At 64.8% G+C, this 21,828-nt stretch carries 21 protein-coding genes; 11 read left to right on the top strand and 10 right to left on the bottom strand.

All coding sequences use genetic code 11. The features are described from left to right. Positions 1-45 precede the first annotated feature (45 nt). The 7 genes from RGUI_RS08695 (at position 46) to RGUI_RS08665 (ending at position 7,689) form a co-directional block, all read left to right on the top strand. Positions 46-657: a VPLPA-CTERM sorting domain-containing protein gene (locus tag RGUI_RS08695; RefSeq protein ID WP_156882920.1), complete on the top strand. Its 612-nt coding sequence runs from the start codon at positions 46-48 to the stop codon at positions 655-657. Positions 658-766: 109 nt separating this feature from the next. Then, entirely contained in the window at positions 767-1,348 is a 582-nt protein-coding gene (locus RGUI_RS08690; RefSeq protein WP_081532687.1) for a VPLPA-CTERM sorting domain-containing protein, read from the top strand. 485 nt (positions 1,349-1,833) lie between these two features. Next, positions 1,834-3,423: a cell division protein FtsZ gene (gene ftsZ, locus RGUI_RS08685; protein WP_081532686.1), complete on the top strand. Its 1,590-nt coding sequence runs from the start codon at positions 1,834-1,836 to the stop codon at positions 3,421-3,423. A 321-nt stretch (positions 3,424-3,744) separates the two neighbouring features. Further along, positions 3,745-4,662, top strand: coding sequence for a UDP-3-O-acyl-N-acetylglucosamine deacetylase (gene lpxC, locus RGUI_RS08680; RefSeq protein WP_081532685.1), 918 nt, complete (start codon positions 3,745-3,747; stop codon positions 4,660-4,662). 123 nt (positions 4,663-4,785) lie between these two features. Then, positions 4,786-5,625 (top strand): outer membrane protein assembly factor BamD, encoded by an 840-nt coding sequence (locus tag RGUI_RS08675; RefSeq protein WP_081532684.1) that lies wholly within the window; start codon positions 4,786-4,788, stop codon positions 5,623-5,625. Between the two features lie 20 nt (positions 5,626-5,645). After that, the gene (gene recN, locus RGUI_RS08670) at positions 5,646-7,298 is read left to right on the top strand and encodes a DNA repair protein RecN (RefSeq protein WP_081532683.1); all 1,653 of its coding nucleotides are present in this window, start codon (positions 5,646-5,648) and stop codon (positions 7,296-7,298) included. A 4-nt stretch (positions 7,299-7,302) separates the two neighbouring features. Beyond that, the gene (locus RGUI_RS08665) at positions 7,303-7,689 is read left to right on the top strand and encodes a hypothetical protein (protein WP_081532682.1); all 387 of its coding nucleotides are present in this window, start codon (positions 7,303-7,305) and stop codon (positions 7,687-7,689) included. Positions 7,690-7,695: 6 nt separating this feature from the next. On the opposite strand, the gene RGUI_RS08660 is transcribed toward RGUI_RS08665, so the two are convergent. Next, entirely contained in the window at positions 7,696-9,069 is a 1,374-nt protein-coding gene (locus RGUI_RS08660; RefSeq protein ID WP_081536030.1) for an FAD-binding oxidoreductase, read from the bottom strand. 103 nt (positions 9,070-9,172) lie between these two features. On the opposite strand from RGUI_RS08660, the gene RGUI_RS08655 reads away from it, so the two are divergent. Next, positions 9,173-10,861 carry a chloride channel protein gene (locus tag RGUI_RS08655; RefSeq protein ID WP_253799026.1) on the top strand — a complete coding sequence of 563 codons (1,689 nt, stop codon included), beginning with the start codon at positions 9,173-9,175 and terminating at the stop codon, positions 10,859-10,861. Positions 10,862-10,877: 16 nt separating this feature from the next. Here the strand turns inward: RGUI_RS08655 and RGUI_RS08650 are convergent, their stop codons facing one another. Then, the gene (locus tag RGUI_RS08650; RefSeq protein WP_081532680.1) at positions 10,878-11,219 is read right to left on the bottom strand and encodes a DUF427 domain-containing protein; all 342 of its coding nucleotides are present in this window, start codon (positions 11,217-11,219) and stop codon (positions 10,878-10,880) included. 90 nt (positions 11,220-11,309) lie between these two features. Continuing rightward, positions 11,310-13,115 (bottom strand): aminopeptidase P family protein, encoded by a 1,806-nt coding sequence (locus RGUI_RS08645; RefSeq protein ID WP_081532679.1) that lies wholly within the window; start codon positions 13,113-13,115, stop codon positions 11,310-11,312. A gap of 303 nt (positions 13,116-13,418) precedes the next feature. On the opposite strand from RGUI_RS08645, the gene RGUI_RS21175 reads away from it, so the two are divergent. Then, positions 13,419-13,901, top strand: coding sequence for a hypothetical protein (locus tag RGUI_RS21175; RefSeq protein ID WP_156882919.1), 483 nt, complete (start codon positions 13,419-13,421; stop codon positions 13,899-13,901). Positions 13,902-14,034: 133 nt separating this feature from the next. Here the strand turns inward: RGUI_RS21175 and cobT are convergent, their stop codons facing one another. Next, a complete protein-coding gene (gene cobT / locus RGUI_RS08640; protein ID WP_081532678.1) occupies positions 14,035-15,909 on the bottom strand; it encodes a cobaltochelatase subunit CobT in 1,875 nt (624 codons plus the stop codon). A 161-nt stretch (positions 15,910-16,070) separates the two neighbouring features. On the opposite strand from cobT, the gene RGUI_RS08635 reads away from it, so the two are divergent. Then, positions 16,071-16,793, top strand: a complete 723-nt coding sequence (locus RGUI_RS08635) for an aspartate/glutamate racemase family protein (RefSeq protein WP_081536029.1) — start codon at positions 16,071-16,073, stop codon at positions 16,791-16,793. Between the two features lie 102 nt (positions 16,794-16,895). Here the strand turns inward: RGUI_RS08635 and RGUI_RS08630 are convergent, their stop codons facing one another. The 6 genes from RGUI_RS08630 to tatA all read right to left on the bottom strand — a co-directional run bounded on the left by RGUI_RS08630 (position 16,896) and on the right by tatA (position 21,222). After that, the gene (locus RGUI_RS08630; protein ID WP_081532677.1) at positions 16,896-17,306 is read right to left on the bottom strand and encodes a hypothetical protein; all 411 of its coding nucleotides are present in this window, start codon (positions 17,304-17,306) and stop codon (positions 16,896-16,898) included. A gap of 285 nt (positions 17,307-17,591) precedes the next feature. After that, positions 17,592-18,563 carry a cobaltochelatase subunit CobS gene (cobS, locus tag RGUI_RS08625; protein WP_156882918.1) on the bottom strand — a complete coding sequence of 324 codons (972 nt, stop codon included), beginning with the start codon at positions 18,561-18,563 and terminating at the stop codon, positions 17,592-17,594. Positions 18,564-18,821: 258 nt separating this feature from the next. Then, positions 18,822-19,616 carry an ATP-binding protein gene (locus RGUI_RS08620; RefSeq protein WP_081536028.1) on the bottom strand — a complete coding sequence of 265 codons (795 nt, stop codon included), beginning with the start codon at positions 19,614-19,616 and terminating at the stop codon, positions 18,822-18,824. 44 nt (positions 19,617-19,660) lie between these two features. After that, a complete protein-coding gene (gene tatC / locus RGUI_RS08615; protein WP_081532675.1) occupies positions 19,661-20,545 on the bottom strand; it encodes a twin-arginine translocase subunit TatC in 885 nt (294 codons plus the stop codon). Continuing rightward, positions 20,542-20,988 carry a Sec-independent protein translocase protein TatB gene (gene tatB, locus RGUI_RS08610; protein WP_081532674.1) on the bottom strand — a complete coding sequence of 149 codons (447 nt, stop codon included), beginning with the start codon at positions 20,986-20,988 and terminating at the stop codon, positions 20,542-20,544. Before tatB ends, tatC begins: the two co-directional genes overlap by 4 nt. 21 nt (positions 20,989-21,009) lie before the next feature. Next, positions 21,010-21,222, bottom strand: a complete 213-nt coding sequence (gene tatA / locus RGUI_RS08605) for a twin-arginine translocase TatA/TatE family subunit (protein WP_081532673.1) — start codon at positions 21,220-21,222, stop codon at positions 21,010-21,012. Positions 21,223-21,440: 218 nt separating this feature from the next. Between tatA and RGUI_RS08600 the strand changes: the two genes are divergently transcribed. Next, positions 21,441-21,821 carry a rhodanese-like domain-containing protein gene (locus tag RGUI_RS08600; RefSeq protein WP_081532672.1) on the top strand — a complete coding sequence of 127 codons (381 nt, stop codon included), beginning with the start codon at positions 21,441-21,443 and terminating at the stop codon, positions 21,819-21,821. The last annotated feature ends 7 nt before the right edge of the window (positions 21,822-21,828 follow it).

Below are 21,828 nucleotides of genomic sequence, written 5' to 3'. Positions count from 1 at the left end.
GGTAAACTGTTCCCGTGGACGCGCGCGTTTGGTGGAGTGTTTACGATGCACAAGATGATGTGTGCCGTCGCCTGTGCCCTGTTGCCCGCGGTCGCGCAGGCCGAAACCGTGGTAAGCGGCGCGACCCGTGTGGGCGATGTCGGTGGGATCAACGCCGTGGGCGGGTCCAATCCTGACGGTCCGTTCGTATCTTACAGCAATCCGGCAAGCAGCTATTCGGCCGAGGTCACCGACCCGGTGTCGGAGTGGGTCTGGGCCGGCGCATGGTGGAGCGGGGCCAGCGTCTACTACGAATTCGAATTCGACATGACCGGGTATGACCTCTCGACGGCGTCCCTGTCCGGCCTTTGGGGCGTGGACAACTATGCCTGGGTCTATCTCAACGGGACAGAAATCGGCGCATTGCCCAGTCTGCTGACGTCGAATTTCACCAGCTTGCATGACTATGGCACCAGCGACGCAAGCCTGTTCAATGCCGGGGCGAACATCCTGCGCTTTGTGGCGACGGATGACGGCGGGCATATGGGCTTTCGAGCGGCGGTCGTGGTGACGGCTGACCCGGTTTCGGGGGATGTCCCGCTGCCGGCCGGTGGCGTGCTCTTGCTGGCGGGGCTGGGTGTTCTGGCGGCCTATGGCGCAGAACGCAGGGCCCGTTAAAGGCGGCGCACGAGGAACAACTGACAGGCGTAATGCCTGATTTTCTTTCACCTTGACTGGCGGGCGGGGCGGCGTACCGTGCCCGCACATGAAAACTTGGAGTATAGATATGCGTATTCTTCCCGCTCTCATTCTTGCGGCTGCGCTGCCTGCCACGGCGGACGCGGCGACCGTTGCCTCCGGTGCGACACTGCGCGACGATGCCGGCGGCATCAACGTGACCGGCACCGCCGTTTCGATCTATGCCAACTATGCCACCTATTGGCAGGGCACCACGACGCCCGAGTCCGAATGGGTGTGGGAAGGCGATGCCTATAGTGTCGATGAGGTCGATTTCAGCTTCGAGTTCGACCTGACGGGCTATGATGTTTCGACCGCTTCTCTGGCGGGGCTTATCGGCGTCGACAACACCGTGACCGTCTACCTGAACGGGAATGAGTTCTTCAGCCATTCCGGTTTCACGTCCCTGGTCAGCTACGGCACGGCCGAAGCCAGCTATTTCCTGCCGGGCCTGAATGTGCTGTCTTACGAGGCGGTCGACCTCGGTGGGCCGGGGTCGTTCCGCGCCACCGTCACGGTCACCGCCGATGTGGCTGCTACCCCCGCGGTGCCGCTGCCGGCCGGGGCCCCGCTGATGATCGGGGCCTTTGCGCTGCTGGGCGCTCTTGGGATGCGTGCCAAACGCGGATAATCGCCTGGGGCACGTCCATTCGTAGAGTTTCGGAAAGGGGCTGCGCTGTTGCGCGGCCCCTTTGTCATGGTCCTGCCATCCGTCCGGCCAGCGGTTATTGCGCTGGCGCTTCCACGCCTGCCGGTGTATGGTGGACGTAATAACAAGCGGGCAAACGCCCGAAACCGGCAGGCAGAGCAGCCGCCCGACAGATATGTAAATGCGCCCATGTCCATGGGGTGCGGCCCCGTGTGGAACACCGTTTCCGCGGGCCCTATTGGCGTGTCCGCACTTCTCTACCAGATGCTGTGCGAACACCCATAGATGCTAAGATTCCGTCAAGTCCTTAACCACATTTTGTGGCGAAATTGCGGTTTTTTGGTGACGCAGGGCTTGCATTTCGGTATGCTGCCCGAAAAGACGCGGGTTCCCGGGGCGAGCAGGGCCAAAGGGGACATGGCAGAGAGCCGCCCGGGAACAGGGCGGCAAAAACAGGCGGAGACAACATGGCACTGAACCTCACCATGCCTGAGCAGGAAGAGCTCAAACCCCGGATCACGGTGTTCGGCGTCGGCGGCGCTGGCGGCAACGCAGTGAACAACATGATCGAAAAGCGGCTGGAAGGCGTGGAATTCGTCGTGGCCAACACCGATGCGCAGGCGTTGCAGCAATCCAACGCCCAGGCGCGCATCCAGATGGGTGTGAAAGTCACCGAAGGGCTGGGCGCTGGGGCGCGTCCGACCGTCGGCGCCGCGGCGGCCGAGGAAAGCATCGAACAGATCGTCGATCACCTTGCCGGGGCGCATATGTGCTTCATCACCGCGGGCATGGGCGGCGGCACCGGTACAGGGGCGGCGCCGATCATCGCGCAGGCCGCGCGCGAGCTTGGCGTTCTGACCGTCGGCGTGGTGACCAAGCCGTTCCAGTTCGAAGGCACCAAGCGGATGCGGCAGGCCGAGGACGGCGTCGAAAGCCTGCAAAAGGTGGTCGATACGCTGATCATCATCCCCAACCAGAACCTGTTCCGTCTCGCCAATGAAAAGACGACCTTTACCGAGGCGTTCCTGATGGCGGACGATGTGCTTTACCAGGGCGTCAAGGGCGTGACCGACCTGATGGTCCGCCCGGGCCTGATCAACCTCGACTTTGCCGATGTCCGCGCCGTGATGGACGAAATGGGCAAGGCGATGATGGGCACCGGAGAGGCCAACGGCGAAGACCGCGCGATCCAGGCGGCCGAGAAGGCCATCGCCAACCCGCTGCTGGACGAGATCAGCCTGAATGGCGCACGCGGCGTTCTGATCAACGTGACCGGCGGTTACGACCTGACCCTGTTCGAACTGGACGAGGCCGCGAACCGCATTCGCGACGTGGTCGATGCCGATGCGAACATCATCGTGGGCTCCACCCTCGACCCGGATATGGACGGCACGATGCGCGTGTCCGTCGTTGCCACCGGGATCGATGTGGGCGAGGTGCGCCGCGACATTCCGCTGCCGCGCCGCCCGATGCGGGAACCCCTGCACCGGCCCGAGCCGCTGTTCGAGGATGCGGCGCCGGAGACGGCGGCCGAGCCCGCGCCGGCGGTTGCGCAGGTCGTCGCGGAACAGCAGGTTGAAGAGCCGACGCTCTTCAGCGGGTTCGACCCGGCGCTTGCGGGGCAGGGGGACGACACCTTTGCCGAGACCGCGGCCGACGATCTGCCGCCCCCCGCCTATCGTCCGGTCGAAGAACCGCACATGATCGCAGAGCCCGAGCCGGAGGTCGTCGTCGCGCCGCAACCGCGTGCGCCCGGAACCCCGACGCCCGAGGCGATGGAACGTCTGCGCGCGGCGGTGAACAAGGTTCCGCCGCAGGCCGCGCCCGCCGCGACCATGGAAGAGCCGCGGACCGAAAAGGGCCGCTTCGGTATCGGCGTTCTGATCAACCGCATGTCGGGCCACGGCCCCGAGGCGCCCGAGCGCGGCGCCCAGCCCCTGCGGCAACAGCCGCCGCTGCATTCCCGCAGCGCGACCATGTACCAGGAAGACGAAGACTACGACATGGATCGCGACGGGATCGAGGTTCCGGCCTTCCTGCGGCGCCAGGCGAACTGAGCCACCAGGCACAACGAGTTTACCGGAAGGGGCCGCATCGTCGGCCCCTTTCATGTTTTCGGGTGTCGGCAGGGCACTGCCACGCTTGTGCGGGCCGAGAAACAATGCTGCGCATTGCGTGAGGACGGATCCGATGATTGCTGCGCGCGCGAAGAAAATTATCGATAAGTTTCATGCTCTTGCTGCATTGGCGAAAATCCGCTTGGCGAACGGGTGCCATGTTTCAAAAGGTTGCAAAGATTGAATTGTGAACAAATGGTCGCAGCCTTAGTTAACTTGTAACAAGCCGCCGAAGCTTGGATGCAGATGAGCAGGTGACCCGTGCAAACGACATTGAAAGCGCCGATATCCTTTTCCGGAACCGGATTGCATTCCGGTCGTGCAGTTCAGGTCACGATCCATCCAGCCTCGGCCGAATACGGCGTCTGGTTCCGCCGCACCGATCTTGAAGGGCGCGATGCGCTGATCCCGGCGCGCTGGGATGCCGTGGTGCCGTCGCGCCTGTGCACGATGGTGTCGAACGGAAATGCCGAGGTCTCGACAGTCGAACACCTGATGGCCGCCCTTGCCGGATGCGGTGTCCACAACGCGCTGATCGAAATCGACGGCCCCGAAGTGCCCGTTATGGACGGCAGCGCAGCGCCCTTTGTCGAGGGTATCCTTGCCCGCGGGCTGCGCCGTCTTGATGCGCCGGTGCGGGCGGTGCGTATTCTCGAAACCGTCGAGGTCACTGAGGGAGAGGCCCGTGCCGCCTTGTCCCCGGCCAACAACCTTGAAATCGATTTCGCCATCGACTTTGCCGAGGGCGCGATCGGCCGGCAGGAAAAGACGCTGTCCATGGCCAATGGCAGCTTCGTGAGAGAACTGTGCGACAGCCGGACATTCTGCCGCAATGCGGACGTGGAAGCGATGCGCGCCAACGGGCTGGCCCTTGGCGGATCGCTGGACAACGCGGTGGTGTTCGACGGGGACATCGTGCTGAACCCCGACGGGCTGCGCCATGATGACGAACCGGTGCGCCACAAGATGCTGGACGCGCTGGGCGATCTGTATCTGGCCGGAACGCCGATCCTTGGCCGCTATACCGGCATCCGCGCCGGCCATGCGCTGACCAACCGTCTGTTGCGGGCCCTCTTCGCACGGCCGGGCGCCTTCCGGATGGAGGTCTGCTCGCCCGCGCAATGCGCGCGTCTTCCCGGGGCGGGGCTGAACGTCGTGGATCTGAAGGCCGTGGCGTAAGCGTCGCAAATCGCGGCCAAAGGCGTTTTGCCCCCCAATTTTCTATGCTAGGACGAACCTCGATCCGATACGCTTGGCGTGTTGGGGTTTCGCGCAGCGTCGCAAGGACGGGGTAACAGGCGAATGACGAAAAGAAGCATGCGCATCCGGGCGTTCGGGGCTGGTCTTGCGGTGGTGCTTCTCGCATCCTGTGGTGGCGGCACCAAGGAAGCCCCGCTGGAAAGCCTGACCGCCCGCCAGATCTACAACAAGGCCGAATTCGAACTGGAACAGAACCGGGAGCCGGAAGAGGCCGCCCGCCTGTTTGGCGAGGTCGAACGGCTTTATCCCTATTCCGAATGGGCCCGGCGGGCGCTGATCATGCAGGCCTATTCCTACCACCGCAGCCGCGACTATGAAAACGCGCGGATCACGGCGCAGCGCTATATCGACTTCTACCCCGCACAGGAAGACGCGGCCTATGCGCAGTATTTGCTGGCCCTGTCCTATTACGACCAGATAGATGAGGTCGGGCGCGACCAAGGGCTGACCTATCAGGCGTTGCAGGCGCTTCGCACCGTGATCGAACGCTATCCCGACAGCGAATACGCCCAGTCCGCCATCCTGAAATTCGACCTTGCCTTCAATCACCTCGCCGCGAAAGAGATGGAAGTCGGGCGCTATTACCTCAAGCGTGGGCATTACACCGCGTCGATCAATCGCTTCCGCGTCGTGGTCGAGGATTTCCAGACCACCACCCACACTGCCGAGGCGCTGTACCGCTTGGTCGAGGCCTATCTGGCGCTGGGCCTCGATGACGAGGCGCAGACGGCGGGTGCGATCCTCGGTCACAATTTCCAGGGGACGCAGTGGTACGAGGACGCCTATAACCTGCTGAAGGGGGAGGGGCTGGCCCCCGAAGCCAAGGGAACGGGCTGGCTGCGCAAGGTCTATCGCCAGATGATCAAGGGCGAATGGCTCTAGCCTGACCGTAAAGGGGTGCCATGCTGCGCAGTCTCGACATCCGGGACATGCTGATTATCGACCGGCTGGATCTTGCCTTCCAGCCGGGTCTGAACGTGCTGACCGGCGAAACCGGCGCGGGCAAATCGATCCTTCTCGATGCGCTGGGCTTCGTTCTGGGCTGGCGCGGGCGCGCGGAACTGGTGCGCCCCGGCGCCGCGCAGGGAGAGGTGGTCGCGGTGTTCGACCTGCCCCCCGGTCACGCCGCGCGCGCGGTGCTGGAGGAGGCCGGACTGCCGGCAGAGGACGAGTTGATCCTGCGCCGCGTGAACACGCCCGAGGGCCGCAAGACCGGCTGGGTCAATGACCGCCGGGTGAGCGGAGAGGTCCTGCGCGCGCTGTCGGACACGCTGGTCGAACTGCATGGCCAGCAGGATGACCGGGGTCTTCTGAACCCGCGCATCCACCGCAAGCTGCTGGATGAATTCGGTGGTCTCGAACCGCGGGTCGCCGCCGTCCGGCAGGCATGGCGGGAGCGCGCACGGGCGGAAAAGGCGTTGGCAGAGGCGGAAGAGGCGCTTGCCGCCCTTGGTGCGGAAGAGGATTTCCTGCGCCACGCGGTTGCGGAACTCGACCGGCTGGACCCGCAGCCCGGGGAAGAGGCAGAGCTTGATGCCCGCCGCCGCGCGATGCAGGCGGCTGACCGTATCCGCGAAGATATCGCGCGCGCCCATGCCGCCCTTGGCCCCGGGGAGGGGGCAGAGGGGCGCATGGGCGATGCGCTGCGCTGGCTGGAAGGGGCTGCCGACCGGGCGGAGGACCGGCTTGACCCCGCGATTGCAGCGCTGTCCCGGGCGCTTGTCGAACTGGGAGAGGCCGTGCAGGCGGTGGAAGACTGCATCGAGGCGCTCGATTTCGACCCCGGCGCGCTGGAGGCGGCCGAGGAGCGGCTCTTCGCGATCCGTGCGCTGGCCCGCAAGCATGGGGTGCTGCCCGACGACCTTGCCGGTCTGGCCGGCGATCTGCGCACCCGGCTGGACGCGCTGGACGCCGGCGAGGGGGACCTTGCCACCCTGCGCGATGCCGCCACTTCGGCGCAGGCCGCCTATGACCGGGCCGCGCAGGAGTTGACCGACACCCGGCGGGCGGCCGCCACGCGGCTGGATGCGGCCATGGCCCGGGAACTGGCCCCCCTGAAACTGGAACGCGCGCAATTCGCCACGAACCTGTCCGAAGGCCCGCCGGGGCCCGAGGGTTGCGACGCCGTCGCCTTCACCGTCGCCACCAACCCAGGCGCGCCCGCCGGACCGCTGAACAAGATCGCCTCGGGCGGGGAGTTGTCGCGCTTCCTGCTGGCGCTGAAGGTCTGCCTGGCCCACGGCGCAAGCCCGCTGACCCTGATCTTCGACGAAATCGACCGCGGCGTGGGCGGCGCCACCGCTGATGCCGTCGGGCGGCGGCTGGCCGCGCTCAGCCAGACCGCGCAGGTTCTGGTCGTCACCCACTCACCGCAGGTAGCTGCGCGGGGGGCGCATCACTGGCGCGTCGAAAAGCGGGTGGAAGACGGGGCGACCTTCTCCACCGTCGCGCCGCTCGATCCGCTTGCGCGGGTGGATGAGATCGCCCGCATGGTCGCGGGCGACACGATCACGGACGAGGCCCGCGCCGCCGCCCGTGCCTTGTTGGGCGGATAGCATCGTGGTCCGCGCCGTGCGTGCCGGTGTGGCCTATTTCGCCCTGGTCTTTCTGGCGGGGTTTATCCTCGGCACGCTCCGAACGCTTGCGGTCGCCCCCGCGATCGGCGAAGGGCGCGCGGTCGTGCTGGAACTGCCGTTGATGCTGGTCATCTGCTGGGTCTCGGCGGGTCTGATCCTGCGGCGCATCCCGCTGGTGCCCGGCTTGTGGCCGCGTCTTGTGATGGGGGCTGTGGCCTTTGGGCTATTGATGGTGGCCGATCTCTGGGTCGCTCTCGATCTGATGGGGCGCAGCCTGTACGCACATCTGGCGCATCTTGCGACCTTGTCGGGGGCGCTTGGGTTCGCCGGTCAGCTTGCATTTGCGGCCTTTCCGGCCCTGCGCCGATAGCCGCCCTCAGTTGCCGCGCACCATCTTGCCGGGGTTCATGATCCCCTGCGGATCAAGCGCATGCTTGATCTGTCCCATCACGTCCCAGGCGGGCCCGTGTTCGGCCGCCATGTAGTCCAGCTTGCCCATGCCGATGCCGTGTTCGCCCGTCACCGTCCCGCCCAGGCGCAGCGCGCGTTCCACCATCCGGTGGGACAGCCACTTGGCCTCTTCCAGCTCCGCATGGTTGCCCGGTTCGACCAGAAGGATCGCGTGGAAATTGCCGTCGCCCACATGCCCAAGGATCGGCCCGGGGATCGAGGCGGCCTCGATATCGGCGCGCGTCGCCTCCACCGCCTCGGCCAGTCGCGAGATCGGGACGCACATGTCGGTCACAAGGGCCGTTGCGCCGGGGCGCAGGCCCAGACAGGCGTAATAGGCGTTGTGCCGCATCGTCCAGAGCGCGGTGCGTTCCTCGGGGCGGGACGACCATTCGAACCCGACGCCTTCGTTGTCGTTCACGATCTCGCCGAAACTTTGCGCCTGTTCGGCCACGCCGCGGCGGGAGCCGTGGAACTCCACCAGCAGATGCGGCTTTTCCGGCATATCCGCACCCGCATAGGCGTTGAAGGCGGCGGCGGTCGCGGCATCGACGAATTCGATCCGCGCCATCGGGATGCCCATCTGGATCGTCTCGATCACCGTATCCACCGCGGGACCGATCTCATCGAAGGCACAGACCGCAGAGGAGATCGCCTCTGGCTGACCATGCAGTTTCAGCGTCAGTTCCGTGGTCAGCCCAAGCGTGCCCTCGGCCCCCACGAACAGACCCGTCAGGTCATAGCCTGCGGCCGATTTGCGCGCGCGGGTGCCGGTACGGATCACGCGGCCATCGGCCAGCACGACCTCCATCCCCAATACATTGTCGCGCATCGTGCCATAGCGCACCGCCGTCGTGCCCGAGGCGCGCGTGGCCGCCATCCCCCCCAGCGTGGCATTGGCGCCGGGATCGACGGGGAAGAACAGGCCCGTTGCCCGAAGTTCCCGGTTCAGCGCCTCGCGCGTCAGGCCCGGTTGCACGATCACGTCCATATCCTCGGGGTGGATCGCCAGAACCTTGTTCATCAGGCGAAAATCGACGCTGATCCCGCCCCGAACCGCCAGCGCATGCCCTTCCAGAGAGGTCCCCGCCCCCCATCCCGTCACCGGGCAGCCCTCTGCCGCGCAGATCCGTACCAGTTCGGCCACTTCGCCGGTGTTTTCGGGGTACGCGACCGCATCGGGCGGCATCACCGGGAAATAGGTTTCGTTGCGCCCGTGCAAGTCGAGATCGGACTTGGACCGGCTCAGCCGATCCCCTAGGATTTTCTCAAGCGCGGTCAGGGCTTCGGGGATGGGCATCGAAGTCCTCCTTGCAGCGAATGCACCGGCGGGAAACCTAGGCGAGACCGCGGTCGGGGGGAAGCCCGCCGCGTCGACAGGCGGAAAAAGAGGCGAATTTGGCGTGCCAGTCTGGTCGAATAGAGGCACCATCGCAACTATTGATCGTATCTATGTAACGCTGCGCAACGCTTGGGGTATCTTGCGGCTGCGCGGTCCGTCGCAGATCCAGTTCTGGTTCCTCGCGCTGTTCATCGGAACCGCGGCCGGATTCGCGGCACTGTGCTTTCGTCTGGCCATCGATACGCTTCAGCGGGTGCTTTACGGGGTCGATGACCCGCATCTGTTGCATTCCTTCGCCGAAACGCTCGCCTGGTACTGGATATTGCTGATCCCGGTGGCGGGCGGGCTGACCGTGGGCGTGATCCTGCACCGGTTCACTCCTGACGGGCGCGTCCGCTCCGTGGCCGAGGTGATCGAGGGCGCGGCGCTGAACGAGGGGCGGGTGGAACAGAAGGCGGGGCTCGCCTCTGCTCTGGCGTCGCTCATCACCCTGTCCTCGGGCGGGTCCAGCGGGCGGGAAGGGCCCGTCGTCCACATGGCCGGGGTGATCGCGACCTGGGTATCCAACCGCATCAAGGCCGACGGGATCACCGGGCGCGACCTTCTGGGATGCGCGGTGGCCGGGGCTGTCTCGGCCTCGTTCAACGCGCCGATTGCCGGGGCGCTTTTCGCGCTGGAGGTCGTGTTGCGCCATTTTGCGGTGCACGCCTTCGCCCCCATCACCATCGCCGCGGTGGCGGGCACGGTGATCAACCGGATGGAATTCGGCGGCGTGACAGAGTTCAGCCTGCCGCAAGACGGGCGCTTCGATTTCTATATCGAGTTGCCGGCCTTTCTTCTGCTGGGGCTGGTCTGCGGGCTCGTCGCGGTGCTTCTGATGCGCGGCATCTTCTGGGCCGACGACATCGCGACCGAGGTGCAGCGCAGCACCCGCATGCCGCGATGGATGCGGCCGGGCGTGGCGGGCTTCGGGCTGGGCGTGATGGCGATCTTCTTTCCCCATATCATCGGTGTGGGGTACGAAACGACGTCGGCCGCGCTGACCGGGTCGCTTCTGTTTCACGAGGCGATGCTGTTTGCCATCGTCAAATGCATGGCGGTCGCGCTGACCATGGCGGGGCGGATGGGTGGCGGGATGTTCTCTCCCTCTCTCATGGTGGGGGCGCTGACCGGTCTGGCCTACGGGATCGTCGCGACCTCGACCTTTCCCGCGGTCTCTGGCGCCGAGACGCTTTATGCCCTTGCGGGGATGGGGGCGGTGACCGCGGCGGTTCTGGGGGCGCCGATCTCCACCACGCTGATCGTGTTCGAACTGACCGGCGACTGGCAGACGGCGCTGGGCGTGATGGTGGCGGTGTCGATGTCCACCGCGCTGGCCAGCCGGCTGGTGGACCGGTCGTTCTTCCTGACGCAACTGGAACGGCGGGGGCGGCGGATCGCGGCGGGGCCGCAGGCCTATCTGCTGTCGGTCTATTCCGCGGCGATCCTGATGCGGGGGATGGACAGCCCGGCCGGCGCGTCAGAAGGGGCCTGTCGCGAACTCATCTCGGCGGGGATCATGCTCTCGCCCGAGGCCACGCTGGCCGAGGCGCTGCCGGTGTTCGAGAAATGGGGCCATTCCTTCATTCCGGTGGTCAAGCCCGCCGCCGAGGGGCGCGAGCCGGAGCTTCTGGGCGCGCTTTTCCACGTCGATGCGCTGCGCGCCTATACCCGTGCCCTTGCCACCACGGCGCAAGAGGAACACTCCTGATGATCCGTTCGCCGGGTTACAGTTGCTCGACCGTCACCTTGTCGGTGTAAAAGGCCAGATGGCCCGCGATCCGCGCCGCTGGCTCGGTCGGGTTTTCATAAGACCACGCGGCATCGGGGATCTCATAGCTTTTTGCATGGATCGTGAAATAGCTGGCCTCGCCCTTGTGGGGGCAGCTCGTCCGGCTGTCGGTCTGTTCGAGAAAGGCCATGGCGACGTCTTCGCGCGGGAAATAGATCACCGGTTCCCGCTCGCCCTCATGCAGTTCAAGCGCCTCGCGGCTTTCGGCGATGACAGCGCCGCCGGCCCGGACAACCCATGCGCCGTCCGCCTTGTGAATCTTGATACCGTCGGTCATGTCGTGCCTCCCCCGGGATGCTTGAAGCGACAGAAAATTTCGTGGCCCTGTAGACAGCAAGGCGCCCGTCTTGTCCAGTTATGTGTCAGGTCAGATCGGGGCGGTCGCCCCGGCCAGCCACGCCTGTGCCGTGGGCGAAACCTCTGGCCCCACCTTCTCGGCAACGCGGGCGTGATAGGTGTTCAGCCAGTCCCGCTCCCCTGCGCTCAACAGCGCGGTGTCGATCAACCGGCGGTCGATGGGCACCCATGTCAGCGTTTCGAAGGCCAGCATCTCGCGCGCGTCGGCGCCGTCGAGCGGCGGGGCCGCCGTGACCGCGATCAGGTTTTCCGTGCGGATGCCAAAGGCGCCCTCCCGGTAATAGCCCGGCTCATTCGACAGTATCATGCCGGGTTCCAGCGGTACGGTGGACAGGCGCGACAGGCGCTGCGGCCCCTCATGCACCGACAGATAGGCGCCGACCCCGTGACCGGTGCCGTGGTCATAGTCCTGCCCGGCCAGCCAAAGCGGATAGCGCGCCAGCGCATCCAGATCGCGCCCCGCCAGCCCCTTGGGGAACCGCGCGCGCGAGATCGCGATCATGCCCTGCAACACGCGGGTAAAGGGGGCGCGGGCGTCCTCTGGCGCATCGCCGATGGCGACGGTGCGGGTGATGTCGGTGGTGCCATCCAGATACTGCCCGCCGGAATCGATCAGCAGCAACTGCCCCGGCTGCACCGGGCGGTTGGTGTCCTCGGTCACCCGGTAATGCACGATGGCCCCGTGGGGGCCGGCCCCGGCGATGGTGTCGAAACTGATGTCGCGCAACTGCCCGGTGGCGCGGCGGAAGCCTTCCAATTGCTTGACCACGTCGATTTCCGTCAGGCCGCCCTTGGGCGCCTCGGCATCGAGCCATGCCAGAAACTCGACCATCGCCACGGCGTCGCGATGATGCGCGGCCCGCGCGCCCTCCAGTTCGGCGTCGGTTTTCCGCGCCTTGGGCAGGATGCATGGGTCTTCTGCCCGCGCGACAGCGATCCCGGCCTCTTCCAACTGCCGCAACACCCACAGGGGCGCACTGGCCGGGTCAAGGCGCACCGGGCCCAGAAGGCTGCGCAGCCCCGCGGCCAGGGCACTGTCGGGGCGCAACGTCACCTCTGGCCCCAGATGGCTGCGCAGCGCGTCCGAGACCTTGGCCGGATCGGTGAAAAGCGTCACATGCCCGTCGTCATGCAGCACCGCAAAGGCATGGGGCACCGGGTTGCGCGCGATATCGCTGCCCCGGATGTTCAGAAGCCACGCGATGGAATCGGGCAGGGTCAGCACCGCCGCCCGTTGCCCCGCCTTGCGCAGGTCTGCGGCCAGTCGCGCCCGTTTTTCCGCATGGGGCACGCCGGCCAGCGCCTCGGGGTAGGGCGTGATCGCGGCGGTGGGCGGGGCGGGCTGGTCCGGCCAGATACGATCGACCGGGTTGTCGACCTCTCGCAACGATATCTGGCTGCCCTGAAGCGCGGTGCGCAATGTTTCCACCTGTTCCGGCGTGTGCAGCATCGGGTCGATCCCGACCGCGCCGCCCTGTGGCAGCTTTTCTTTCAACCAGTCGGCCAGTTTCGTCTCGGGCCAGGGGACCGGGGTGAAATGCGCGGGATCGACCTGCGCCTTCACCTGCACCCGATACCGCCCGTCGATGAAGACCCCCGCGCAGTCCGTCAGGATGCAGGCAAACCCCGCCGACCCGGTGAACCCCGTCAGCCAGGCCAGCCGCTCGTCATGGGGGGCGACGTATTCGCCCTGATGGGCGTCGGCGCGGGGCACGAGGAAACCGGCCAGGCCCTGCCGTGCCATCTCCTCCCGCAGGGTCGCCAGCCGGGGCGGGCCGTCCTGTGGCTGAGTGGGGCTGTCGAAGTTCTGGAACATCGGGGACCTTGTGCGGAAAGTCGCCCCATGGGGCGCGGTTCGAACAACCGTATCAGCCCCCGCGCCCGCGGCAAGTCCGGTTCGCGTGGGACAGGGCGCGCTGAGCGCAGGAGCCGTCGGGAACGGCGGCTCGGAGCGCAAATTGCCCAATCACTGCATTGCAGCGAATGTCCTTGGTTCGCACGCCTCCCAATAGCATGATTGGACAAATCCCAATAGCATGATTGGACAAAGTTGCTCTTGGAACGGGTGCAGATTCGTGTTTCAATAATGCCACATGTCCTCAGAGCACAGGGTTGAGAAATGACAGGAAGCGCAACCGGCAGTGGACTTAGAGCTGCCTTATACATTTATGGGAGTCTGTTTCGAAACCCGGCAGCAATTATCTTCATGTTGCTTTTTCTTCTAGCATACTCAATAATCGCGCTCGTGCTCGTCGCCCAAGAACCGATTGACTTATTGGAGCTGGTCAAGGCTGCTCCATTTGCTGCTTCGGCGCTGGTCTTGGGCGTTTTTTCGGTGCTATTTTGGGCCCTTAATTACATGGGTCGAACACAAAAATCTGAACTCAAATGCGAAGAAGTGGCGCGACTCTTCGAAATTCGGAGAAGAGCGATTGAGGAAATTTTCTCAGATTCTAGTGCTCAAGACTCAACAGAACTCGCAGTTTTCAAAGCTCATCTTCTTTTGGCTACAGGTGAAGTTAACTGGGAGCCGGAGTCCCCACCGTCTAGCCTTGCTTTCGATTATGGGGAAGCCGTAAAGGCGATACTGCGTAGGAGCTAAATTGTTGGCGCGCATGCGTCACAATGTTTCGATATGGTCGCTGTTCGTGAAATAGCTTTTTCCAAAGCGGCCATTTGAGCCAAGTGTACGAACGATCGCTCCGTCCGCAAACCCGCCCTTCGCCGCCTCCACGCTATCCCGCCTTCTTGATCCCGACCATGCGCGCCCGGGCGCGTGGGTCCTTGTCGAACAGGCTGGCAAGCTGTTCGGTCATCGCGCCGGCCAACTGTTCGACATCGGTGATCGTGACCGCCCGGTCATAATACCGCGTCACGTCATGGCCGATGCCGATGGCGATCAGTTCGACGATCTTCTTGCGTTCCACCATCGCGATCACGTCGCGCAGGTGTTTTTCAAGATAGTTGGCGGCGTTCACCGACAGGGTGGAATCGTCCACCGGTGCGCCGTCGGAAATCACCATCAGGATCTTGCGCGCCTCGGGCCGGGCCATCATCCGCCGATGCGCCCATTCCAGCGCCTCGCCGTCGATGTTTTCCTTCAGAAGACCCTCTTTCATCATCAGGCCCAGGTTTTCGCGCGACCGCCGCCACGGCGCATCCGCCGATTTGTACACGATATGGCGCAGGTCGTTCAGGCGTCCGGGGCGCTGCGGCCGCCCCTCGGCCAGCCATTTCTCGCGGCTTTGCCCGCCTTTCCACGCGCGGGTGGTAAAGCCGAGGATCTCGACCTTCACGTCGCATCGTTCCAGCGTGCGGGCCAGAACATCGGCGCAGATCGCGGCGATGGAAATCGGCCGCCCCCGCATGGATCCGGAATTGTCCAGCAGCAGCGTCACCACCGTGTCGCGGAACTCTGTATCCTTCTCGACCTTGAAACTCAGCGGCGTGGTGGGATTCGCCACCACGCGGGCCAGCCGCCCGGCATCGAGGATCCCTTCCTCCCGGTCGAATTCCCAACTGCGGTTCTGCTGCGCCTGAAGCCGGCGCTGCAACTTGTTGGCCAGCCGCCCGACCGCGCCTTTCAACGGGTCCAGTTGCTGATCCAGATAGGCGCGCAGCCGTTCCAGTTCGGCGGGCTCTGCCAGATCCTGCGCCACGATCTCCTCATCATAGTCGGGGGAGAAGACGGTGTAGTCGGGGTCGGCCTCGGAATGGGGCGGCGGGGGCGGCGGTTCCAGCGGGGCCTCCCCGTCGGGAAGTTCCGTCTCCTCGCCCATTTCCATATCCGCCGCCTCGTCGGGGCTGATATGGGCCTGCGCCATGTCCTGCGTGCTGTCCTGCTCCTGCTCGGCGCTGGCGTCGGCCTCGTCGCTGTCCTGCTGCTCCTCCTCGCCGTAGTTCTCGGGCGGTTCCTCGTCCGTTTCGGCGCTGTCCTCTTCGTTTTCGTCGTCCTCAAGGTCGGGGTCGTCGCCCAGCTGGTCGCCATAGCCCAGATCGCTGATCACCTGCCGCGCCATCCGGGCAAAGGCCGCCTGATCGGCCAGAACCCCGTTCACGTCCTCCAGCGTGCCGCCGGCCTGTTCCTCGATGAAGCCGCGCCAAAGCTGCATGACGTTATCCGCGCCCTCGGGCAGGTCGCGACCCGTGGCAAGGTGCCGGACCAGATAGCCCGCGGCGGCGGCAAGGGGCACTTCGCTGGCCTCCCGCGCCTCGGCATATCCCTTCTTGCCCGCTTCGGCGGCGATCATGGCGTCGATATTGCTGGCCGTGCCCGGCATGGTGCGGGCGCCCATCGCCTCGCACCGGGCGACTTCCATCGCCTCATACAGATCGCTCGCCAACTGCCCGGTGGGGCGATAGCGGGCATGGGTGGCGGTGTCGTGATACTTGTGCCGCAGGGCGTAGGCGTCCGCCGTTCCGCGGGCCAAAAGCACCTCGTCCCGGCTCATCCGGCGGCTGATCTGCGGCAGGCGCATCGCATCCCCCGCCATGCCCGGCGGATCGACCGAGTAGGAAATGCCGAGATCGGGGTCGTCGGCCATCACCTTCGTGGCCTCGGCCAGGGCCTTCTTGAACGGATCGGCGGGGTTGTCGGTCGGTTTGGGCATCAGGGAAACGTCCGCGCGTAAGAATACCCTGCCAATCTAGGGAGAACGCCGGGGATTGGCCAGTGGGCTGTGCCGCGCGCACCCGCCGGCCGCGCCGCTGCTTGCAAAAGCGCTGCGGCGCGGCCAAGGTCCCCGCGCCGACCTGCGAGGAGATTCACCCGATGCCGACACGACCGCTGAAACAAAAGACCATCGGTTTGCTCGGTGGCTGCTCGAACGTGGCGACGGGCGAATATTATCGGTTCCTGAACGACGCCGTGAATGCACGGCTGGGGGGATGGGAAATTGCCGAGACACTGATCGCGGGCATGAACTTCGGAAATATCGAGGCCTTTATTCGCGACAATGATTGGGACGGTCTCGGCCGGTACATGCAATCGAAGATCGATAGCCTGGTCGCGGGCGGCGCGGATGTCATCCTGTGTGTCTCCAACACGCTGCACAAACCGATGGAAGCCTTGATGGAGGGCGCACCGATCCCGATGATCCACATCGCCGATCCCACGGGCGCTGCGATCAAGGCACAGGGGCTGCGCAAGGTCGCGCTGTTCGGCACGCGGCCGGTGATGGAGATGGATTATCTCAAGGCGCGCTATCAGGACCGGTTCGGGATCGAGACCGTCGCGCCATCCGAAGCGGAACGGACGGACATCGACCGGATCATCTTCGATGAACTGGTCAAGGGCGAGCTGAGAGAGGCGTCCAAGCGCCGTTACCTTGATATCGCCGCCCGCATGAGGCGCGATGATGGGGTGGAGGGCCTGATCCTGGGATGCACGGAGATATTCCTGCTGATCGATCAGGACGACGCACCGGACTTTCCGATGTTCAACACGTCAAAGCTGCATTGCGATGCTGCGGTGGAATTCGCGCTGTCATCGTGAAGCTGGCGGTCAAGCCGGCCACTTGGCGCCAAAGCGCAAAGACGCGTTTGGCCCCGCAAGCAAGGCATCCCACATGAACTGCCGCCTTCGCCTGAGGGCCTGTTAATCCCCCAACAGCAGCCCCGTACAATCCGCGATGCGCTGTTCCAGCGCCGCCTGCGCGCGTTCCACCCGGCCGGCATCGAAGCTGTAGGAGATGTTGGACAGCAGGATCGCCGTTTCCGACCAGCCGGAGGAGCGCCAGCGGAGCGGCTCATCCTCGGGGACGCCATAGCTGACTGCATCCGGAAGCGTCGCCTCCAGCATCAGGTCGAACATGTCGCGCTGGCGCAGGGTGCGGGTCGATTGCGGGTCGTCATTGGCCTGCTGGCGTGCGGCCAGCGCGGCAAGGCGGCCCGAACAGATCGAAAAGACCTCCGCCTGTTTCCACGGTGTCCCGGGCATGGCCGGGGCGCCGATTGCTGTGGTCGTCGTGACGGTCAGTAGAAATGCACCGCCAAGAAGTGATGTCATTTTGCCTGTCATGTAACAACTGTATGACAGGCCTGCATCCGGTCAATAGTGTATATACATGTGATGTAATCGCGATGTAGTTGTTTCTGCGCTTTGCCCGATTTCCGGGCAATTGTTCCTGTGCGCCGCCCCTGACCCGGATCGCGTCAGCCAATCGCCGCATGGCGCGCGCCGCAACGGCGCCCGCCGGCAATCAGTTCAAACATGCAGGGGGCTGCGATGGCGCGCACGACCCCAGCCCGCTGCCATGCGGGGCCAGCGCTGGCTGCGTCCTCCGGTAGAAGATCAGCTGACGCTGACGCTGGCGGCGCTTTCGGGCAGTTCCTCGTCGAACAGGCGCTGATAGAACTCCGCCACCGTCTGGCGTTCCAGTTCGTCGCACTTGTTGAGGAAGGTCACCCGGAACGCGTAGCCGACATTGCGGAAGATCTCGGCATTCTGGGCCCATGCGATCACGGTGCGCGGGCTCATCACGGTCGACAGATCGCCGTTCATGAACGCCGTGCGGGTCAGGTCGGCGACCGTCACCATATGGCCGATGGTCTTGCGGCCCTTCTCGGTGTTGTAATGCGGGCACTTGGCCAGAACGATCGCCGTTTCGGCGTCGTGGGACAGATAGTTCAGCGTCGCCACCATCGACCAGCGGTCCATCTGGCCCTGGTTGATCTGCTGGGTGCCATGGTACAGGCCCGTCGTATCGCCAAGGCCAACCGTGTTCGACGTCGCGAACAGGCGGAAATAGGGGTGGGGCGTGATCACCTCGTTCTGGTCCAGAAGCGTCAGCTTGCCGTCAACCTCCAGCACGCGCTGGATCACGAACATCACGTCGGCCCGGCCCGCATCGTATTCGTCGAACACGATCGCGCAGGCGTTGCGCAGAGCCCAGGGCAGGATGCCTTCCTGAAACTCGGTCACCTGCTTGCCGTCCTTCAGCTTGATCGCGTCTTTCCCGATCAGGTCGATCCGGCTGATATGGCTGTCGAGGTTCACCCGCACGCAGGGCCAGTTCAGCCGCGCGGCGACCTGTTCGATATGGGTCGACTTGCCCGTGCCGTGATAGCCCTGGATCATCACGCGGCGATTGTGGGAAAAGCCGGCAAGGATGGCCAGCGTGGTATCGGGATCGAACTTGTAGGTGGAATCGAAATCGGGCACGCGGTCGGATTTCTCTTCGAATCCCTTGACCACCATGTCCGTGTCGATCCCGAAGATGTCGCGCACCGAGATTTCTTCGGTGGGTTTCACTACGCTGTTCATCCTGTATCCGTATCTCTGACGTCCGTACGGACGACGGTTCCGAGTGCCCTGTCCTAGTGGAACATAACGCAAAGCGGTGCAAGTGAAAGAGGCCCGGCGCCAATCGCTTCGGTCGGTCGCGGGCGTCAAAACGCCAAAAAAACCGGGGCAGGGTGGCGTGCACCGCTGCCGTTTCGCGTCTGGATTGTTCAGGGGGCATGTATGACCGGGGGTGCCGTCATGCGGGGCCGGGGCCGATTGCTGCGCCGCGGCGCGGCCTTACAGCCGCACGCCGCGTCGCGCCGCCAGATCGGTGAAGAACTGCCATGCGACCCGGCCCGACCGCGCCCCGCGCGTGGCTTGCCACTCGATCGCTTCGGCGCGCAGCGTCTCGTCGTCGATCTCCAGCCCATGCGCCGCGCAATAGCCGCGGATCATCGCAAGGTAGTCGTCCTGGCTGCACGGGTGGAACCCCAGCCAAAGGCCGAACCGGTCGGAGAGAGAGACCTTTTCCTCGACCGCCTCGGACGGGTTGATCGCCGACGACCGTTCGTTCTCGATCATGTCGCGGGGCATCAGGTGGCGGCGGTTCGAGGTGGCGTAGAACACCACATTGGCCGGTCGCCCCTCGATCCCGCCATCCAGCACGGCCTTCAGCGATTTGTAGTGCTGGTCGTCATGGCTGAACGACAGGTCATCGCAGAACAGCAGGAAGCGTTCGTCGGCGGCGCGTAAGAGCGTCAGCAACCGGCCGATGGAGGGCAGGTCCTCCCGCTGAACCTCGACGATTTTCAGGGCGTGCCCTTCGGCGACCACGGCCGCATGCACGGCCTTCACAAGGCTCGATTTGCCCATCCCGCGCGCGCCCCACAAAAGCGCGTTGTTCGCGGGCAGCCCTTTCGCAAAATGGCGGGTGTTGTCCAAGAGCGTGTCGCGCGCCCGGTCGATCCCCTGCAACAGCGTCAGGTCGACCCGGTTGACCTCGGACACCGAGGCCAGACGGTCGGGGGCGACATGCCAGACGAAGGCCTCTGCCGCTTTATAGTCGGGGGCTTCGGCCGGGGCGGGCTGCATCCGCTCCAGCGCGTCGGCGATGCGTTTCAGGTCGGCCGCGGCGGTCACCGCCCCGGCTCCTCACCCTCGTCGAACTCGCGCATCAGCGGGTCGTCTTCGTCATCTTCGTCGACCCACAGGCCCTGTTCGCGCAATTCCTTCTCGCGCTTCCTCTCGACCCGGCCGACCAGAAGGATCGAGATTTCATAAAGCCCATAGACCACCACGAACAGGATCACCTGCGTGATCACGTCGGGCGGTGTCACCAGCGCGGCCAGAACCAGAATGCCCACCACGGCGTATTTCCGCACCGATCCCAGCCCCTTGGCCGAGACCAGCCCCGCCTTGCCCATCAGCGTCAGCAGGACCGGCAACTGGAAGCACAGGCCAAACGCGATGATGAACTTGATGGTCAATGCCAGATACTCCTGCACGGAGCCGTGAAAGGTAATGCCCGCCGTTTCGGACGCCACATCCGCCCCGTCCGCACTCAGCGAGCCGACCTGCTGAAAGCCCAAGAAGAAGTCGAAGGCCAGCGGCGTGACCACGTAGAACGCAAACGCCGCGCCAAGGAAGAACATGAAGGGCGAGGCGATCAGGAAGGGCAGGAACGCGCCCTTTTCCGACTTGTACAGCCCCGGCGCCACGAACCGCCACATCTGGAAGGCGATGAACGGAAAGGACAGTGCGAACCCGCCCAGAAGCGAGATCTGGATCGCGACGAAGAAGCCTTCCTGCAACTTGATCAGGTAGAGCCCACAATCCTGCCCGCGTTCGGCCAGCGCGCCGCAGATCGGGTGGGTCAGGAAGTTGAAGATCGGGTTCCAGATCGCGAAGCAGATGATCATGCCGACCACGAAGGCGGCCAGCGAATAGATCAGCCGGGTGCGAAGCTCGGCCAGATGCTCGATCAGGGGCGCGGAACTGTCGTCGATTTCGTCGGTGCTCATGCGTCGCCCTTGGTCTCAGGCGCCGGCGCGGTTTCGGATGCGGCGGCGGCTTCGGCCGCCTGGCGCGCCTCGGCCTTTTCGGCCATGGCCGCGCGCATCTTCGCGGCTTTCTCGGCGCGCTCCTCGGTCATCTCGGCGGTGGCGGGGCCGGCGCCCTTGGGCAGCTTCGGTTCCCACTTCTCGAATTTTTCCGCCGCCTCGCTCAGCTTGTCGAGCCCCATCTTGCGCGGGTTGGCCACGTCCCTCAGGTCGTTGGCCATGTCCTTGACACCGGCCTGGTCGGCGGCGTCGTCCATCGCGCGCTGAAACTCCCGCGCCATGTTGCGGGCCTTTGCGGTGAAACGGCCCAGCGTGCGGAACATGCCGGGCAGGTCCTTGGGGCCCACCACGATCAGTGCCACGATGCCGATCAGCAGAAGTTCGGTCCAGCCAAGGTCGAACATGGGGTCAGGCGGACAGGCGGGTTACGCCTTGTCCTTTTCCTCTTCGGGCGTCACGTCGCGGGCGGACTCAAGGCTTTTGGCGGCCTCTTCGGTCTCTTCCTTCACGCCCTTCTTGAAGGCGGTGATGCCCTTGCCGACCTCGCCCATCAGCGAGGAAATCTTGCCCCGGCCGAAAAGCACCAGCACGACGACGGCGATAAGCAGAAGGCCGGGAAGGCCGATATTGTTCAGCATTGTCTTCTCCCTCCGGGCAGGCGGACCCCGCCCCGCTTCGGAATCTGTTCGACACACTTATTGAGTCTTCACCGCAGATCAAAGACCCATTCAGTCGCGATTGCGGGAATATTTGCCGGGATCCTGCGGCCCGCGCCCTTGCCGCGGCGCAGCAAATTTGCCCAAAGTCGCGCATGAAGGCACCGAGTCCTTCGTAGGACCACAGGGAGACGATCCGAATGCACAGCGAAGATATTGACGGCAAGACCCTCGAACACTGGGATGCGAACGACCTGCAACAGGCCATGCAGGACGGCAACGTCATCCTGATCGACGTCCGCACGCCGCAGGAATACATGTTCGAATATATCCGCGGGTCGCTCCTGCTGCCGATGGCCGCCTTCGATCCGTCCTTCCTGCCCGACGAGGGCGACAAGCGGCTGGTGTTCCATTGCGGCTCCGGCGTGCGGTCGCGCAAGGTGGCCTATGACTATCTCAAGGCCGGGCATGACCGGGTGGCGCATCTGCAGGGCGGGTTCGCGGCGTGGAAGACGGCGCACAAGCCCTATGTCGGCACCGACATGGCCTCGGGCGCGCCGGTGTCGGTGCACAACGCCTAAGACCGGG

The organism is Rhodovulum sp. P5, assembly GCF_002079305.1.
GTDB lineage: Bacteria > Pseudomonadota > Alphaproteobacteria > Rhodobacterales > Rhodobacteraceae > Rhodovulum.
This window is presented reverse-complemented; position numbering and strand designations above follow the sequence as displayed.